We start from the raw sequence: 17,260 nt of genomic DNA, 5'->3' as shown, positions 1-17,260 counted from the left end.
CCTTCTCTCACACCCCTAGTTTTTCACTACCTTGAGAATCATTGACATTTTTTAGGCTTTGCAACTTTAATTCCTGTCGGAGTTTGCTGTAAAGGGATATATCAATGGGCATCATGATCTGAGAAACTCCTTTCCAGATGGTCAGCTGCTTATTTACGTCGATATCTGCTATCAGTTGCTCAATGTGTCGGAATGAAAATGAGGCGATGCATGTTCCACCACCGCCAAAACTCTGAAATTGCGTTGTCATCCAATTCATATCTGCTGCCATGTCCTGGTACATTACCGATGTTGAGGGCAACGAAAAAGTACCTTTAACATGCTCTACCAGCCACCAAGCGCCAATTTCGGATGTTAACTGACTAAAGAAGCTGTTGTTATAGCCAACAAAACCCATTTGTGGAATATTAGGGTGAATCAGATAACGGTAAAAGTTCAAATTACCCTCCTCATCCACCGTTTGCTGACGGTATTCTGCTTCCAGAAAGGGAACTTCTTGGCGAAACCCAGTGCCAAAAACTACTATATCTGCTGGCACCTGCTGACCATTGGCTAATTCTACGCCACCAGCAATCAACTTGGCAACGCTCGCTTTAATTCCCCGGATTTTGCCAGAGCGTACGTACTCAAAGAAACCGGGGGGAGCTACACTAAGGCTACATTCCAGTTTATCTATCTGGTGTTCGGGCACCATCCCACATCTATCAAGACGGAATTGTAGGCGTAGCAGGGTCTCGACATTACGCCAGAAAGCCCACACTAATGGCTTACCAAGACTGTGCAGCATTTTTTCAATCCGTCCCATCTGATGATAGGGATACCAAGCTTCTGAAAAGCGGGTTAACAAAATGTACTTAAGATTAACTAAACCCAGAAAAAACCGAGGAACCTTCCACAGAGACCGGCGGAAAATCAGGGTACATTCTTGAGCTGTTTCCGCTGCCACAGTTGCAACGTCACAGGCAGACTTGCCAAAACCAACTACTACTACCCGCTTACCTTCAATAATTGCGGTTTCGTTAAGCTCAGTAGAATGGAGTACCCGACCTCCAGATGCTGTGAATTCCTCTAGACCAGGTAAGGAAGGAATTTTTGGTTGGTTATATGCACCATTGCAAACCACAACAAAGTCAAATTCGTGACTTTCTGCCTTTATTTCATCGCCATCAGCATCCTTTCCCCTGATGGTAACTACCCATCCTGGGTTTTCTCCCGGTTTTTTAGAAACATCGGTCACTTCTGTTCGGAAGCGAATCCTCTGAATCACCCCAAAATGTTGGGCATAAGACTCTAAGTAATTCCGTATCTGCTCTGCTCTGGGCCACTCTGGGTAGGATGCAGGCATGGGATAATCTGAGAAACAGTATGTGTCAGAGGTATTCTGGCTAGTTAGTTCTGGGTAAGTCCGAGATTTTTCCCAGACGCCGCCGAGTCCTTGCTGCTTCTCAAATACAGTAACGTTGTAGCCCTCTTCCAAAAAAGTTTTTGCTGTTACTAGACCGCTAATTCCAGCCCCAATCACGCAAATTTGTTTGATTTCCATTTTTATCAGCGTAAATACTGAACTAATTTCTATTTTGGTGACAAGTTTGTCCAAGGTTGCTCATTGAGACAAGAACCCCCGTTCTTCTATAGGGCGGGGAGCGTCAAAATTCGGTAAACCATACCTTATGGAGTTGACTAAAATCTATTAATTAGTATAGAACGATTCATAAATCTGAAGTTGCAGTTTTTCTCGGAATTTTTGAGCCTGTTGATAAACTGCTACACGGGTTTTGCCGGGGTGAGTATCTAATCCTGCTGGTTCCAAAGGCTGAATAAAATATTGTAGGCGAGTTCTGATTGCCCAAACCCCCATCGAGGGAAACAAAATCAAGACCAGCATCAAAGGTGAGATAGGTAAGAAGGGTAATTTAGTTAGTCGTTGCAATTTTTTGAGATTTACAGTCCAAGGATGCAGAGATTCATTACCAATGCAAATAACTGGGAGAATGGGAATCTGATAGCGATCGCTTAACTGAATAAAACTCACATCAAACTTTTGCAGTTGATAGCGTCTTCCCCAACCTTTAAGGGGCCCACGTAAACCTTCGGGTGCATAGAGGACAGTTTTACCCCCTTGGATCGCCTCTTCAAAATCATTTAACTCTGCTCTGACAGCACCTAATACCTGTGACCATCTAGGTGGTAACCACCAAACCACCCAAGGATGCTCAAACAATGATACTCCTGCTAGGGGTTGCACCACCCATCCTCTTGCTTGACTTAATAAATAACCCAAGGTGATAAAGTCCCAAGGAAAACACATCCCTGCGTGATTCATGGCCACAATTATTGGGCCTGTTGGGGGCAAATTATCAATTTGTTGCAATTCCCCACGAAAATAATATTTAACTATGGGAGCAAGAACTTCCTCCCTAAAAGCTTGTTGATACCTGGGATCAAATTCCCCTACTTCTTTTCGTGGTGAACGACAACCAAGACGTAACCAGCGAATCAACAGCGCCAAATAAAAACCGCCAGGAAGTAAAAATAATCCATATTCTAGCCAATTCCAACCATCTGGATCGCTGTGATAGTGCTGCCAGTGTCGATTAAATAAAATCAGCCAGCCTGGGGGATACCATAGGCAAAACCAATCGAATCTGCTAAATTTATAGCCTTGACCTGAAGATTTTTTCAATTGTGGTTTGAGAATGTAGATTAACCAACACTTGTGTTAAGCAAGAGGTATGGTATCTCTATAGCTCTGCTACAGTTATCCTTCTATAGAAGTAAGATTTGTGATCCCTACGATATATTTATTGTGTTTCTGGAGTATTTGCTAAATCAAGCATTAATCTCAACTTTCCTGAGATATAAATATTCTCTCTATTGCCTGGAGTTTAGACTAAGCAATGCAAAACTACCCAGCTTTCTCTGAGTTAATCAGAGACTTACCGAAAGTATGAACAATCTTTGATATTAAACAGCTACAGATGGTTTTTGCCGGGGTGGTGTTGCTGTCTTTTTAACTATTGAAAAGCGGGTTTTACGTAGACGGAGTTTTCCTGGTGTCCAGCCTGGAGACTTTCCGCGAGGTTTGGGTGGAAGGGCTGGAGTACCAATCGCCCCAAGCATCGCCACTGCTTCCAGGATGACCGCCACGCCATAGCATCTCATAGCCTTGTGGGATTGTGGGTTATTTCCAGCGGTGGCGATTTTCAAGGCAGTTCCCAGAATATAAGCGATCGCCTCCCTCAGTGCATCCGATTACAAGCCGGAAGGTCAAAGCGCAATTAAGCGCTATAAATGTAGCTGATATCGCGATTGGGCTGGGGTTTACTGCCATTGCCCTACTTACCTTTCAGGGTTTTTTCTGTTCATTCTTTTATTTAGAAAACCCGGAAAGTGACAGAAGAGGGCTAATAAGTCCAGTTTTGCTTGGTCTGCAAACTATGTGAGCGATGGAGTGACAAACATGCCGTTCATGACTTGGGAGTTGTGGTTAGCTCGTGATATTGTCACTGATAATCCTTTACAATAATTATCATTATCTTATACGGATGTTTTATTTTTTGGAAGTTCCTTGAATTTGGCTCTCTTAATTGTGGGCTAATTTAGTAGTACAAAATAACTATTACAATCTTTTTTCAGGAATTTGCATAAAGAGTTGATTTAACTCTGATAAATATACAGACAACTCTAGCAATAGCAAGTTGTGACCTCTCTTTCGGCGGTTAAATATTTTTCTCTGGAAAGAAATTAAACAGCTTAATAGGTGACGGTCAAATTTGTGCTATCTGTGGGTGATTTTTATTATTGAAAAGCAGTTATTTATTTATCTAAAATTTATAATTTTGCGGTATTTACTATGAGGTATTTACTGAGCAATAATGAAATATCTGCATAAACTTTTATAAATTATTTGTCGCAATTGGTCATAATTACAACTATTGTTTAGTGTGATTATCACTTGTTAAATTAAGCCTTTAGGTAGATGACAATCAGACTGTTGGTAGTCAGACAGCCGGAAATTGGGCGACTGATACGTGAGCTTCACACCTTGACTGTTCTAACACAAGAGCGGTTTGCAGCACATATAGGTATCACTTATCCCACAATTAACCATTGGGAAAATAGCCATTTTCAGCCGTCACCCCTGGCTATGGAGAAAAAAAGCTGCGGGACTTGGGTACACAGGGACAAAATTTACAGCAGAAATACCCCGATTAGCAGGGGTATTTCTGCCAGAGGTATGTTTGCAAACTGCTAACCATTGGGAAAAGTGGAGTAACTAAGTGGCAACAAAAGATATCTATCTAAGTCATCAGACATCCGAATTTGACGAAAGCTTTTTATGTCTGGAATAAGCTACAAACAGAGTGCATCTTGGTTAACAAATTATTGCACTCGCTTGTGTATTGAAAAATTTGATACATAATTCATCAACCAAAGGAGTGACCGTGGGTACTCAAGTAGTTACAATTTCTGAACTACGTAGTTGTACTGAAGATATAAATCCAGCTTTTTGGCAACTATGGGAGAAGAATAAAGACTATCTTTTCCGTTGCTGTCTCAAGTGGATGAACTCTATCCTGGTCGATGCTGAAGATGCGCTCTCGCGGGTAATGCTCAAAGCTTGGGAAAAGTTTCAAAAGTACTCAGGGGAAATTACCAACTTTAAGGCTTGGCTGACACGACTAACTCATAATCTATGTGTAGATATTCATAAAGAGCGAAATCGCGGCGCGAATAGAGTAGAGAATATAGAAGTTTACTCCGCACAAGAGGAACAGCAACAGGATTTTCAGTCCTATATGCCCCTAAGTGCTGTGGAGATAGACGAGGAAAAGATTGTAATTCACCGTGCGATCGCTAACTTACCGACTAAGCTACGCGAAACGTTTATCTTGCATTTTTATGAGGAACTGTTTTATGCAGAGATTGCCCAACTGCAAGATATATCCTATCAAAATGTCCGCAAGCGCATTTCGCAGGCGAGGGCAATTCTGCAAGAAGGTTTGAGGAGATATTTTATCGGGGAGGATGCTTCTGATAGGGAATTATCGGCTACGCCAACCTCGGCGGCAACGGAGTCTGCAATTGTAGACAAGTCCAAGGGGAATGTGGGAGTTGAAGGCAACATTGAATTTCTCGGTCGTATCGATAATCAGGTGAAAATTTGCGGGTTCCGCACCGAACTGGGCGAGGTTGAGACAGCGATCGCACAGCACCCAGCTATAAGAGAAACTGTAGTCATAGCCAGAGAAAACCCCATAGGTGACAAAGAATTAGTAGCTGATAAAGAGGTACAAATTGTTGCTGGTGAGGAACCAAAAGATGCTGCACTGTCTATTGTGCAGAGAGTGCCTGCAATTGTTGCGGTTAAAGATACTGGAACAGAGGAGATGTCTGTTCTACAAGTTTGGGAAAGCTTGGACTACAGGGAACGGGGGATGGGGAATTTTCTCCTACTTTCCTACTCTCTCTCATCTTTGCAATCCCAAATCCCTACGCGAGAATCTATCCGGAATGAAGATGAGGATTCATTTCCAGTGAGCCAATCTTCTGCAAATCAGCCCAACCCTTACTTAACCCAAGTTTATGGGTGCGAAATTTTGCCTGCTATCGAGAAACAGGACTTGCTACACTCCTTAGTCCAGGAGATGCTGGAGATTTTTAGACGGTGCTGGAGAGTTTGGATGGATAGTGGGGGCTGTTGGCTTTCTTAAGTGTGAAAAATAGGTGGGTAAAAGGAGAAAATTACACAATATTTGCACAAAGAATTGCGTTGGGCAATCCTCGTTATCCCACAGTCTGAGTGGGCATTGTTCGCTTTGAATTAATTTTTAGCACCAGGGTGAGCGATATTTGATAGCCTCTGGTTGGTGTAAGAGTGCGATCGCGTATCCCTGACGGGATGCTTTGCACTCAGCGCTGCTGCTTTCAGCGATCGCGCTCATTAGAGCTACTCAGTCCCAGAGAGCGTGCCAATGCGTTGCGTAATTTTGATCTGAATCTGAATGTTGAAAAAGGCGTCAACTTTGTCTTCTTTACAATCGATTAATTCACAAATTTGCTTCTAGAAGCGTCTAATATCTAGAAACTCTAAAGCCACTAAAGGAAAAACAAATGTCGGACTTGAATAAAAAAATCGTTCATATTTTATCTATTGATGGCGGAGGTATTAAAGGAATCATTCCTTTGATCATCCTTAAATATATAGCAGATACAGCAGGAAAGCCTATTCATAAGTTATTTGATGTAATTGGAGGGACATCAACTGGTGGCATTATAGCTTTAGGCTTAAATTCAAAAATTCCTGGTACAGAAAAAATATATACTCCACAGGAGATATTAAAGTTTTACATCGAAAAGGATCAGGTGAAGAAGATTTTTAACAAAGACACAAGCATCTTGTCATGGGAAGGTTGGAAAAACTTATTCAGAGACAATATACTTTCCAAAACGCCCTGGGTGAAGAAGCATGGTGCAGGAATAACAAGTTCAGAGTATACTGGTAAAGGAATTGAAGAGTTTATCCAAGAGAAATTTGGTAAAGAACTAAAAATGTCACAATTAACAACAGACTGTGATGTAACAGTATATAGCTATGATATAGAGAATTGCAAACCTTATTCGTTTAACACAAAAAAAGCTAAAAAGCATCCTGAAGAACATGATTATTATGTATGGCAAGCTGCTCGCTCAACGTCAGCCGCTCCAACTTTTTTTCCTGCGTTAAAATCTGAGACCTCTCCTAAGAGAATTTTAGTTGATGGCGGAATATTTATTAATAATCCAGCAATGGATCTTTTCATTAGAGCTATAAAACTTTATCCTGGTGCAGAAAAATATGTGTTAGTCTCTCTCGGAACAGGCGATTTTTCCGAAGAGGATTCGGAAAAATTGATAAATGCTGGTTTTGTGGGTTGGGTAAGACCTTTAATCTCTTACATGATGAAAGGTGTTTCAGCCACGGTTGACGAACACTTAGAGCAATTGCTAGAAGAATCAAAAGATGACTTGACTAAAAATTTGAAAAATAAGAGTTCATATTATCGCTTCAATCCAAAATTTTCTAAAGATATTGAAATGGATTGCATTGAGGAATCGGAGCTTCAAAATCTGAAAAATTTAGGCGATAACTTCGTGAAAGATAACAAAGAAAAACTGGATGATCTTATTGATGTTCTTAATCATTCGGTGCGAGAAAACCAAATTGTGTAAGTTAAATGCACATCAACAAATGTATAACGTTGATGAACTCATAATTGAGATGAATCAGGAGTGTAAACAATGCTCCAAGACCTAGATGAAACACTGAAAAAACTGCTTGAAGTAGGACTCTCTCAAACCCCAATTGGGGCAGTGAAAATTAGCTTTGCTGCACCCGGTAGTGAGGTTGAAGAGCAAACAGTTAACCTTTTTTTGTATGACATTCGAGAAAACTTAGAATTACGCAGCAACGATTGGTTAGTCCAGCGTCAAGGTGATGGAACTGCACTCAAATATCAGCCTCCAGCGAGAGTTGATTGTTCTTATTTGATTACAGTAAAGATGCCATAAGTCACGGTGTTGCTGTCAATCAACCCAAACTATTAAAGCTTTGGACTCAGTTTGAGCAATTCTTCGTTCAGCACCCATCTGGGAGTTACCTGTCTCATGCAGTGCATGGTTTTTTTGAAAAATGAATTTATTGTCGTTCGCCTGATTCACGGCAGCACTGGAGTTAACATGACTCAATCAACTCAACCTTAATAATTCTTCAAAGGAGCATTGACTGTGCCAGATGTTAAAGCCCCTCACAAACCCGATCCCTACTTAGCCTATCGCTTTTATGTGGAGTGGAATGGTATCATTCATGCTGGGTTTCGAGAATGTACGGGTGTCAACTCTACCCAAACACCAACAGAGTATCGGGAAGGAACTGACCCATCAACCGTGAGGAAACTGGCAGGTTTAGTCACTTACAACAATATCACCCTCAAACGAGGTATTACCAATAATGACGAATTGTGGAAGTGGCGACAAAGCGTGGTAGAAGGAAAACCCGATTCTCGCAGAGAGATATCCATTGTTCTCTTAGATGACACAGGTACAGAAAAAATCCGTTGGAACTTAAGCAACTGCTGGCCTATAACTTGGTCGGGAGCAGACTTTAACGCCACCTCTAATGAACTAGCAATTGAAACTTTAGAACTCGCTCATGAAGGAATCAAGGTAGATAAATGGTCATAAAATGAACTACCCACAGTTGGCTTCGCCTGAACTGTGGGTAGTTCATTCGTCAGAGCAAAATAATCACTCCAGCCTTCACCCATTCCCCGACTTTGAGGCTGTTGGAGTCCTTGGGGACTATTCATCCGACCACCAACTAAACGATTAGTCACACCATGAGCAAATTCATGGAAAACTACATCTGCATCAAAAGCAGTATGCCGACTACTAGGAGCTACCAATCCCATGTTCATAATGGCTTTTCGCCCATCTGCCAGGGTTAACATGTTCGCTGTTCCTCTAACGGTACCAAGAAAAGCGCGAGCATCCACCGGATCGCCAGCAGTTCCTTCCCCTGTAAAATTTATCTTTTGAAAGTTACCGACTGCTTCATTGAAGCCCAACAGGTAGAAGAAATCGTGCATATAGTTGCAGAAGTAGAAGATGTTTAATATCTTCTGTTCATCTCCATCAGGGTCGTCAGGATTGAACACGACATTACCATTGTCCCCCTGCCCCTGAAGTTTCTGAACTACTCGCGGCAGTCCCTACCCTCAATGTACTCATAGGGTAGGGGTTAGAGCGGGAAATTGAGTGCGAAGCGGAAATAAGCAATCTATATTTATTGAATTGGAGTATCTTGATATTATAGAACATATAACATAATCGCAGGAGATAAAAACACTGTGGCAACAAGACGGATAACTTTTCGCTTATACCCAAATCAAACAACTGAATTTAAATTGCGGTATCACCGAAAGTTACACAAAGACTTGTACAATGCCGCAGTTAATAACAGGTTTACTCAATATCAAAAGTTTAACCACAAGGTTGATTATTTTGAGCAGCAGAATTGTTTGCCAGCGTTCAAAGAAGTCTGGATAGAATACAAAGAGCTTCCTAGTCATGCTTTGCAAGCAACTTTAAAACGGGTTGATTTTGCCTTTGAACGTTGGTTTAAAGGATTAGGAAAACGTGCTAGATTTAAATCAATTAGACATTATTCAGGTTGGACATATCCAGACTGTGCAGGTTTTAAAGTAGAATCTAATGGCGAAAACGGGTATCTAAATCTCTCCAAAATTGGCAAGATATGGCTTACGCCACGCTACGCTATCAGATGCGTGGACAAGCTAAATACTGGGGTAAACCAACTACTTGTACTATCGTTTGTCGTCATGGTAAATGGTACGCATCTATTACAGTTAATGTTTTAGAGCCAGCCCTTAAACCTGAAATTCTGCCTGTTGGGGCAATAGGAATTGATTTAGGTTGTACATCAGCTTTATCAATTACTGACGGAGAGAATCATCACCAAATTGATGCTCCTCAGTTTTTAAGGAATGCTGAACACAAAATTAAAAAAGCATCAAAAGATAAAAGACGCAAACGCGCACCAAATAGAAATAAGAAAATCAAGGCTGCTAGAAGATTTAAAAAAGCTCAGTCAAAGATTAGTAAACTAACTCGTAAAGTTGGTAATCAACGTCACAACTGGGTACATCAGGTAGCAGCAGAAATAATTAGCGGTAATAGCTTCGTTGCTACCGAAACTCTAGTTGTGAAAAACATGACTGGTAAGGCTAAGAGGGGTAAGCGCAAAAAGCAAAAAGCAGGTTTAAATAAGTCAATTCTTGATGTCGGGTTTGGAATGCTTCGAGCATCTATCAAATACAAAGTTGAGCAAATTGGTGGTGTATTTATAGAAGTTCCAACTCGTCAAGTTAAACCTTCTCAAACTTGTCCTCAATGTGGGCATCAACACAAGAAAACACTTGATATTCGAGTACATGAGTGTGGTGTCTGCGGATATGTTCAGGATCGAGATATTGCAGCTGCTGAGGTTATGCTTTACTGGGCTAAAGGAATTCTACCGGGGTTAGGAACTAACCGCGCTAACGCGCCGCTACGCTAACGTAGACGCTTTCTTCGCCTAGCTCTACTGCATTCACCAGTAAGCGTAAGCAAGCTGGAAGTATGCGGCAACTAGGGACGAAGAAGCGTCAGAAATCTACAGAAAATTTTGCTAAAAACGAACTGGGGGATGTAGAAACCCACAGTTCAGGCGAAGCCAACTGTGGGTAGTTCATGATTCAGCACCTCATCGCCAGCGTCACGCCGCGCCCACTCTTCAAGCTGTTCACAACTTATACCAACCCGTGGTGGCGTGCAGCAGGCTACACAGTCGATGGTAAGTTCGTTCCGGTTGAGTCTGGACGAACGGTCACAGACCTGCCAGTGCGGCAAACCTATTACTGGCCCAAGGACGACGGCAAACCAGCGACCAAGGGACCGTCGATGCTGATGGCAAGTTATGATGATGGCACAGACATCGGCTTCTGGGACGGTCTCCGCCCACGAAGGCATCAGACCTGGCAAGCGCGTCGGCAGGTTGCGGAACTGGTGAAAAATCCATACCTGGGCGCAAGCAAGCAACAGTCTAATAGCGAATGGGACAAATACGTGGCGCCGACACCGATGGTTGAGGAGGTGGCACGCCAGCTCGCGACGATCCACGGTCTCAACTATACACCGAAGGTGCGGGAAGCCGCATTCCGCGACTGGGGCGACGACCCATTTGGTGGTGGATGGAACAGTTGGAACATTGGCGTGAAGAGTTGGGAAGTCAAGCAAAACATTATCCAACCGTTCGGCACTGACCGTTCACTCTACATCTGCGGTGAAGCCTATTCAGACGCTCAGGGCTGGGTCGAAGGCGCGCTGGAGACGGCTGACATGGTGCTGGAGAAGTTCGGGATTAGAGCCTATCCGAAAAATGGATAGAAAATGTCTGGCGTTGCTCAATCAAAATATCCGTCTTTTGTCAGAGTGGGAGAATCCAATCAACGAAACGGTTACAGGGCTTTAATTTCCACTTTATTTATTTAAATAAAGAATTATCTCTAAAGGTGCATTATAAATTGAATTTGTTTAAATTATTCTTGCAAAATGCGTTATGAAAATGGAGTTAATAAATGTTTTCTGCTAAAAAAGGCACAAAATACCCTCAGTGCGCTAGCACTAATTACAACTACAGAGAAGTTGAAATATACCCTTCGGCTCTAGTAGAACAACTTAGCGATGCTACAGCCGAAAAAGTATGTGGGGGTGCAATTAATACTCCGGAGACTACAGCAGGAGAAAATAAAAGTGAACCTCCAGCTAAAGTAGGAAATGACAAGGCCATTCCACTAGGAATAGGATATGGCGGACTTGGTAAAGTCCCTTTCTACTCTCCTTTACCCCCCACCAAATTACCCCGCTTAGGTGGGCTTGATCCATCTACCAGAACTTCCCCCAAAAATGCCATAACTATCACTATACCTCTACCAACCTTTTAAGGTTATCCAGATTTGGATATATGGGCAAGAAAGCAATTATTTAAAATATTGCTTTCTCCAACACATTTTAGTTGATAGATGCTATCAATTTCTCCACTCGTTCCTTAACTTCATCGCGCACACGGCGAAAGGTGTCAATTGAGTTTCCTTCTGGATCGTCGAGTTGCCAATCTTCAAAAACTTCTCTTAATACCCATGCTTCGGGTAAATTAACCCCACAACCGCATAAAGAAATTACAGCATCATAATCTTCAGGCTGAAAATCGCTTAAAGACTGAGAAATTTGATTACTAATATCAATGCCTACTTCTGACATCACTTCTACAGTAATAGGGTCTACTTGACTACCTGCTAAACCAGAACTATTGACAGCAATTTTACCTGCTCCTAAAGTTCTAGCAAACCCCTCTGCCATTTGGGAACGGCGGGAATTTTTTTTGCAAACGAACATTACTTTTTTCATGATTTTAGTTTAATTTGGAATTGTTTAAAAGCTTCGATTAGCATTAACTTCCAGGGCGCTATTTGCTAACTTGACAGTTTCTGCTGCTGCTTTTTCCTTACGTTCGCTGTAGCGGTCTGTGAGGTAATCAACCTGGTGACGCAACAGCAAGGTAAATTTATAAAGTTCTTCCATGACATCAATAACGCGATCTCGGTAAGGTGAATCTTTCATTGTTCCATCTTCGTTAAACTCTTGATAAGCTTTCGCCACAGATGACTGATTGGGAATCGTAAACATTCGCATCCAACGCCCCAAAATTCGCATTGTATTGACAGCATTGAAAGACTGAGAACCACCACTTACTTGCATTACCGCTAATGTTCTACCTTGAGTTGGTCTGACTGCTCCTAAACTTAGAGGAATCCAGTCAATTTGGTTCTTCATAATGCCAGTAATATTGCCGTGCATTTCAGGAGAAGACCACACTTGCGCTTCAGACCAGATACTCAATTCCCGTAATTCCTGTACTTGAGGATGAGTATCCGGCACACTGCCATAAATGGGCAATTCATCAGGATTAAAAAACCTGACTTCTGCCCCAAACCCCTCAATAATTCTCGCGGCTTCTTCTGCTAACAAGCGACTATAAGAACGCTCTCGCAAAGAACCATATAAAAACAATATTCTTGGTGGATGTTCAAAAGAAGTCATAGAAACCATTAATCAACTCTAACTAACAGAAATATCCTGAAAAATTAACATTAGATTTTCATAAACTCTTCCCCTCTGCGTTCTCTGCGCCCTTCGGGTTCACCAGTCGCTCATGGGGAGCCACTGCGTTGGACGGGTTCCCCGGCTTAAAGCACGTGGCGTGGAAACCCCCTGTTCTGCGCGCTGGCTCACCTCTGCGGTTCGTTTTTCCTGATTCTTAAAAATCCCTAAAACCGTGAGAAAGTTGCCTGTAAACCATCACGGCTAATTGCGCCCCTAAAATTGGTGCAACCCAATAAACCCAATGATGCTGCCAAATTCCCCCCACAAAAGCAGGGCCAAAAGAACGGGCCGGATTCATACTTGCACCAGTAATTGGCCCCATAAACGCCGCTTCCATTCCTACCGTTAAGCCAATAGCTAACCCCGCAAAACCGATATGTGCGCGACGGTCTAGTCCAGAACCCAAAATCACAAACATCAAAATGAAGGTGAGAACGGTTTCTAGCACCAAAGATTGCCACCAATTGCCATGCAGGGGTAGAGTAGCTCCTAAGTTGGCAACTCGTCCTAAACTAGTGAGCAATAAAGCTGAGGCGGCGATCGCCCCAAATGATTGTGCTAAAATATACGGTATCACTCGCCCCTTAGAAAAAAAACCACTAGTCCAAAATGCCAGTGTCACTGCTGGGTTAAAGTGTGCGCCGCTCAGATGACCAATTCCGTATATCAGTGCTGCTACTACCGCCCCAAACACAAAACTGATACCTAAATGGGTGATAGTGCCTTGGCTAATGTTGTTTACCATCACTGCACCAGTCCCGGCAAATACTAAGGTAAATGTGCCAATGGCTTCTGCTAAAGCTTCTCGCCTAAATTGATAAATTTCCTGAAAAAATGACTTCATTAACCTAAAACTGCTTTTGTTAAAGTTATCTTTCTATCATTTCAAAAAAACTTGATGTGTCAATGCAGAGCATAACACAATACACAAAATACATCAATTTTATTTGATGTATCAGCTAAGGTCTTGGCAGGGAGGTGCAGGACAAATTAGAATATTATGGCGAAAACCTGCCAAATACTGCTCTAAAGCGCTAAATTGGGCAAGATTCAAGCTGTAATAAATCCAGCGCCCTTCCTGACGAGAGTGGACTAAGCCAGCTTCCTTAAGGGTTTTGAGGTGAAAAGATAGTTTCGACTGACTTACCTCTAAAGCATCACACAAGTCACAAACGCAGAGTTCTTGTTGTCGCAACAGTTCTAACACCCTAATTCTGATAGGGTCAGAAAGGGCATGAAACCCTTCAGCAATGAGATGGGAAATTGTGGCAGGAGGAGTGAGCATTAACTTCTCGAAAATCAAATAAGATTGCTATATCACAATATTAGGCAGCAAAATCACTTAGGCTTTATCATAAGGGTTAAACAGTTACCTGACACAAATGATGATATGCTGCCTAAACCCAGAGTGTCACCAACCCTTAAACCATGATAGTAACAAGTTTTGCCAAGCTTGTAGCACGCCATTAGTACCATTATTAATCAATCGCTTTCGGGTTCTGCGGGTACTTTCTAACGAAGGTGGTTTTGGTAAAACCTATTTAGCCGAAGATACCCATAAGCTAAACGAAACTTGTGTAATTAAGCAGCTTGCACCGAAACAGCAGGGAAGTTGGGCTTTTAAAAAAGCGATAGAGTTATTTGAAGAAGAAGCCAAACGTTTACAAGATTTAGGAGAACATCCCCAAATTCCCACGCTTTTTGCTTATTTTGAGGAAAATAATTTTCTCTATTTAGTACAGCAGTTTATTGCAGGGGAGAATTTATTAAATGAATTAGAACAAAGCGGGGAATATAACGAAAGCCAAATTCGAGAATTATTACTAGATTTATTACCACCTTTGAAGTTTGTTCATGAGCGCAATGTCATTCATAGAGATATTAAACCAGAGAATATCATGCGCCGTAAAAGTGATGGACGGTTAGTATTAATTGATTTTGGCGCATCGAAACAATTAACTGTCACAGTTCACACGCAAATAGGAACACAAATAGGTTCTCAAGGGTATAGTCCACTAGAACAAATAAAGGGTGGTGAAGCTTACCCAGCCAGTGATTTATTTGCTTTAGGTGCAACTTGTTTTCATCTTTTAACTGGGGTTCAACCTTTTGATTTATGGGCGGAAAATGGTTATGCTTGGGTGAATGACTGGCGGCAATATTTACCTAGTTCTGTGAGTGGGAGATTGGGGGAAGTTTTAGATAAGTTGTTGAAAATAGATATTCAAGAACGTTATCAATCTGCGGATGAAGTTATTAATGATTTGAGTCCGAAACCACCAACGCCGGTAGTACCGCCAACAATACCTGTACCACCTCAGCGGACAGTACTACCAATACCTAAAAGACAAGTAACTCCACCTCAGCCGCAGTTCAAGCAACCTGTTGCACTTACACAGCTAATCAAAACTGGTAAATTCAGAAACTGGCTTTTAGGTGTTTTATTGTTGGGATTAATTGGTATTGAAATCTATAGTTATACTCGCTATGGATTCTCTGCCAATCCAATATTTTTGATTGATAGTTTTCCTAGTAGTTTCTTTTTAGAAAAAAACCTCAAGCGGTATTTCAATTCGGTTTTTTCCGTCGCAATCAGTGCCGATGGCAAGACCCTTGCTAGTGGTGGTTACCAAACCATCAAACTGTGGAATCTGGCAACAGGAGAGGAAATCCGCACCCTCAAGGGGCATTCCGGTTCGGTTTATTCCATCGCAATCAGTGCCGATGGCAAGACCCTTGTTAGTGGTAGTTATGACAACACCATCAAACTGTGGAATCTGGCAACAGGAGAGGAAATTCGCACCCTCAAGGGGCATTCCGATTCGGTTCTTTCCGTCGCAATCAGTGCCGATGGCAAGACCCTTGTTAGTGGTAGTTATGACAACACCATCAAACTGTGGAATCTGGCAATAGGAGAGGAAATTCGCACCCTCAAGGGGCATTCCGATTTGGTTCGTTCCGTCGCAATCAGTGCCGATGGCAAGATGCTTGTTAGTGGTGGTTACCAAACCATCAAACTGTGGAATCTGGCTACAGGAGAGGAAATCCGCACCCTCAAGGGGCATTCCGATTTGGTTCTTTCCGTCGCAATCAGTGCCGATGGCAAGACCCTTGTTAGTGGTAGTTTAGACAACACCATCAAACTGTGGAATCTGGCTACAGGAGAGGAAATTCGCACCCTCAAGGGGCATTCCTATTCGGTTAATTCCGTTGCAATCAGTGCCGACGGCAAGACGCTTGTTAGTGGTAGTGATGACAAAACTATCAAAATTTGGCGGGTTGCACCGTGATAAATAGGGTAATTAAAACAAAGTTTGTAGTAAGGACTAAAGTCCTTAGATTTATAGAAGTGCAAATATTCAACAATCAACCAACGGAGATCATCTAGAGCCAGCCAGGGCGATTAGAAATCGCGGCTACACAAACGAAGTCCACCGACCTGGTCTAAGGAAAAACTAGCTGTTTGAAACCCACGGAGGTGGGTTTTGCCTGTGTAGCTGCGGTTTATAACCGCCCGTTTAATCTTTAAAAGACATAGAAAATTAGAGTTTATTTTATCAATCCCAATCTCCAATTATCCAATTTAATTTTATAATCCTGATTGTCATATAAATTTTGATAAACCCGTGAGTTTTGATAACGTTTGTAAAGTATTAGCTGAAAAATATCCCCAGGATTTTGCCCGGTGGTTACTTCCCGAAGAACCACAAACAATCAAAGTATTAAAAACAGAATTAAGTATTGAACCAATTCGCGCTGATTTCGTCACCTTCTTACAAACAGAAAATCGGATTTTACATATTGAATTTCAAACTGAAGCAACCTCTAAAACTCCTATTCCTTTAAGGATGTTAGATTATTCGGTGAGATTAATACGTAAATATGAAGTTCCTGTCACTCAAGTAGTGATTTTCTTGCAAGAAACAAATAGCGAAGTCGTTTTTACCGAAGAATACATCAATGAAACCACAAATCACCGCTATCGCGTCATCCGAATGTGGGAACAAGATTCGGCTTTATTTCTCGATAATCTGGCGTTATTACCCTTAGCACCATTAACACGAACAAGTTCACCCCAAAGCTTACTATCCCAGGTTTCTCAGAATGTTGCTAAAATTGCAGATAGGGAGACTAAACAGGATATTGCAGCTTACACAGACATTTTAGCAGGTTTGCGGTTCGAGAAAAACTTTATTCGTCAATTGTTAAGCGAGGATATTATGAAAGAGTCAGTAATTTATCAGGATATTTTGCAGAAGGGAAAACAACAAGAAGCTTTTTCATTTTGTATGCGTCTACTTAATCAACGTTTTGGAAAACTTGATTCATCCCTAGTTGAGAGAGTAAGAGTTTTATCTGTTGAGAAGCTAGAAGGTTTAGGTGCTGCGTTGTTCAATATCTCAGAAACGGCTGATTTAGTAACTTGGTTAAATCAGCAAGATAATGATAAATAGTGATTTTTGGGTTGAGTTTTCAACCCAAGCTAATTTATAAGCGA

General features: G+C 41.8%; 17 protein-coding genes and 1 pseudogene. 10 read left to right on the top strand and 8 right to left on the bottom strand.

Annotated features, from left to right (window positions below):
* Positions 1 to 7: 7 nt before the first annotated feature.
* The 3 genes from H6G32_RS08910 to H6G32_RS08900 all read right to left on the bottom strand — a co-directional run bounded on the left by H6G32_RS08910 (position 8) and on the right by H6G32_RS08900 (position 3,207).
* Positions 8 to 1,543 carry a flavin-containing monooxygenase gene (locus H6G32_RS08910; RefSeq protein ID WP_190457219.1) on the bottom strand — a complete coding sequence of 512 codons (1,536 nt, stop codon included), beginning with the start codon at positions 1,541 to 1,543 and terminating at the stop codon, positions 8 to 10.
* 147 nt (positions 1,544 to 1,690) lie between these two features.
* Positions 1,691 to 2,683, bottom strand: coding sequence for a 1-acyl-sn-glycerol-3-phosphate acyltransferase (locus H6G32_RS08905; protein ID WP_199328044.1), 993 nt, complete (start codon positions 2,681 to 2,683; stop codon positions 1,691 to 1,693).
* A gap of 281 nt (positions 2,684 to 2,964) precedes the next feature.
* Positions 2,965 to 3,207 (bottom strand): hypothetical protein, encoded by a 243-nt coding sequence (locus H6G32_RS08900; protein ID WP_190457260.1) that lies wholly within the window; start codon positions 3,205 to 3,207, stop codon positions 2,965 to 2,967.
* 772 nt (positions 3,208 to 3,979) lie between these two features.
* On the opposite strand from H6G32_RS08900, the gene H6G32_RS27370 reads away from it, so the two are divergent.
* The 5 genes and pseudogenes from H6G32_RS27370 to H6G32_RS08875 all read left to right on the top strand — a co-directional run bounded on the left by H6G32_RS27370 (position 3,980) and on the right by H6G32_RS08875 (position 8,223).
* Positions 3,980 to 4,255 (top strand): helix-turn-helix domain-containing protein, encoded by a 276-nt coding sequence (locus tag H6G32_RS27370; RefSeq protein ID WP_375539792.1) that lies wholly within the window; start codon positions 3,980 to 3,982, stop codon positions 4,253 to 4,255.
* Positions 4,256 to 4,439: 184 nt separating this feature from the next.
* A pseudogene (locus H6G32_RS27365) lies at positions 4,440 to 4,991 on the top strand (RNA polymerase sigma factor); the annotation flags it as partial.
* Between the two features lie 1,123 nt (positions 4,992 to 6,114).
* A complete protein-coding gene (locus H6G32_RS08885) occupies positions 6,115 to 7,212 on the top strand; it encodes a patatin-like phospholipase family protein (protein WP_190457217.1) in 1,098 nt (365 codons plus the stop codon).
* Positions 7,213 to 7,281: 69 nt separating this feature from the next.
* Positions 7,282 to 7,551: a Pvc16 family protein gene (locus tag H6G32_RS08880; RefSeq protein ID WP_190457215.1), complete on the top strand. Its 270-nt coding sequence runs from the start codon at positions 7,282 to 7,284 to the stop codon at positions 7,549 to 7,551.
* A 216-nt stretch (positions 7,552 to 7,767) separates the two neighbouring features.
* A complete protein-coding gene (locus tag H6G32_RS08875) occupies positions 7,768 to 8,223 on the top strand; it encodes a phage tail protein (RefSeq protein WP_190457213.1) in 456 nt (151 codons plus the stop codon).
* Here H6G32_RS08875 and H6G32_RS08870 read toward each other — a convergent pair.
* Positions 8,190 to 8,696, bottom strand: a complete 507-nt coding sequence (locus tag H6G32_RS08870; protein ID WP_190457210.1) for a M36 family metallopeptidase — start codon at positions 8,694 to 8,696, stop codon at positions 8,190 to 8,192. The two genes, H6G32_RS08875 and H6G32_RS08870, sit on opposite strands and share 34 nt — an antisense overlap.
* Before the next feature lie 599 nt (positions 8,697 to 9,295).
* On the opposite strand from H6G32_RS08870, the gene H6G32_RS27260 reads away from it, so the two are divergent.
* From H6G32_RS27260 to H6G32_RS08855, 3 genes are all read left to right on the top strand, one after another.
* Entirely contained in the window at positions 9,296 to 10,117 is an 822-nt protein-coding gene (locus H6G32_RS27260; protein ID WP_309232574.1) for an RNA-guided endonuclease InsQ/TnpB family protein, read from the top strand.
* A gap of 173 nt (positions 10,118 to 10,290) precedes the next feature.
* Positions 10,291 to 10,986 (top strand): hypothetical protein, encoded by a 696-nt coding sequence (locus tag H6G32_RS08860; protein WP_190457208.1) that lies wholly within the window; start codon positions 10,291 to 10,293, stop codon positions 10,984 to 10,986.
* Between the two features lie 191 nt (positions 10,987 to 11,177).
* The gene (locus tag H6G32_RS08855) at positions 11,178 to 11,543 is read left to right on the top strand and encodes a hypothetical protein (protein WP_190457206.1); all 366 of its coding nucleotides are present in this window, start codon (positions 11,178 to 11,180) and stop codon (positions 11,541 to 11,543) included.
* A gap of 67 nt (positions 11,544 to 11,610) precedes the next feature.
* Here the strand turns inward: H6G32_RS08855 and arsC are convergent, their stop codons facing one another.
* From arsC to H6G32_RS08835, 4 genes are all read right to left on the bottom strand, one after another.
* Positions 11,611 to 12,006 carry an arsenate reductase, glutathione/glutaredoxin type gene (gene arsC, locus H6G32_RS08850; protein ID WP_190457204.1) on the bottom strand — a complete coding sequence of 132 codons (396 nt, stop codon included), beginning with the start codon at positions 12,004 to 12,006 and terminating at the stop codon, positions 11,611 to 11,613.
* 24 nt (positions 12,007 to 12,030) lie between these two features.
* The gene (gene arsH, locus H6G32_RS08845; protein WP_190457202.1) at positions 12,031 to 12,699 is read right to left on the bottom strand and encodes an arsenical resistance protein ArsH; all 669 of its coding nucleotides are present in this window, start codon (positions 12,697 to 12,699) and stop codon (positions 12,031 to 12,033) included.
* Positions 12,700 to 12,916: 217 nt separating this feature from the next.
* The gene (locus H6G32_RS08840) at positions 12,917 to 13,606 is read right to left on the bottom strand and encodes an MIP/aquaporin family protein (protein ID WP_190457199.1); all 690 of its coding nucleotides are present in this window, start codon (positions 13,604 to 13,606) and stop codon (positions 12,917 to 12,919) included.
* Between the two features lie 111 nt (positions 13,607 to 13,717).
* Positions 13,718 to 14,047, bottom strand: coding sequence for an ArsR/SmtB family transcription factor (locus tag H6G32_RS08835; RefSeq protein ID WP_190457197.1), 330 nt, complete (start codon positions 14,045 to 14,047; stop codon positions 13,718 to 13,720).
* 100 nt (positions 14,048 to 14,147) lie between these two features.
* On the opposite strand from H6G32_RS08835, the gene H6G32_RS08830 reads away from it, so the two are divergent.
* Both H6G32_RS08830 and H6G32_RS08825 read left to right on the top strand, forming a co-directional pair.
* Positions 14,148 to 16,052 carry a WD40 repeat domain-containing serine/threonine-protein kinase gene (locus H6G32_RS08830; RefSeq protein WP_190457252.1) on the top strand — a complete coding sequence of 635 codons (1,905 nt, stop codon included), beginning with the start codon at positions 14,148 to 14,150 and terminating at the stop codon, positions 16,050 to 16,052.
* 336 nt (positions 16,053 to 16,388) lie between these two features.
* Positions 16,389 to 17,216, top strand: a complete 828-nt coding sequence (locus tag H6G32_RS08825) for a DUF4351 domain-containing protein (RefSeq protein WP_190457194.1) — start codon at positions 16,389 to 16,391, stop codon at positions 17,214 to 17,216.
* Positions 17,217 to 17,260: the final 44 nt, after the last annotated feature.

The sequence above is a fragment of the Cylindrospermum sp. FACHB-282 genome (assembly GCF_014697195.1).
Classification (GTDB): Bacteria; Cyanobacteriota; Cyanobacteriia; order Cyanobacteriales; family Nostocaceae; genus Cylindrospermum.
This window is presented reverse-complemented; position numbering and strand designations above follow the sequence as displayed.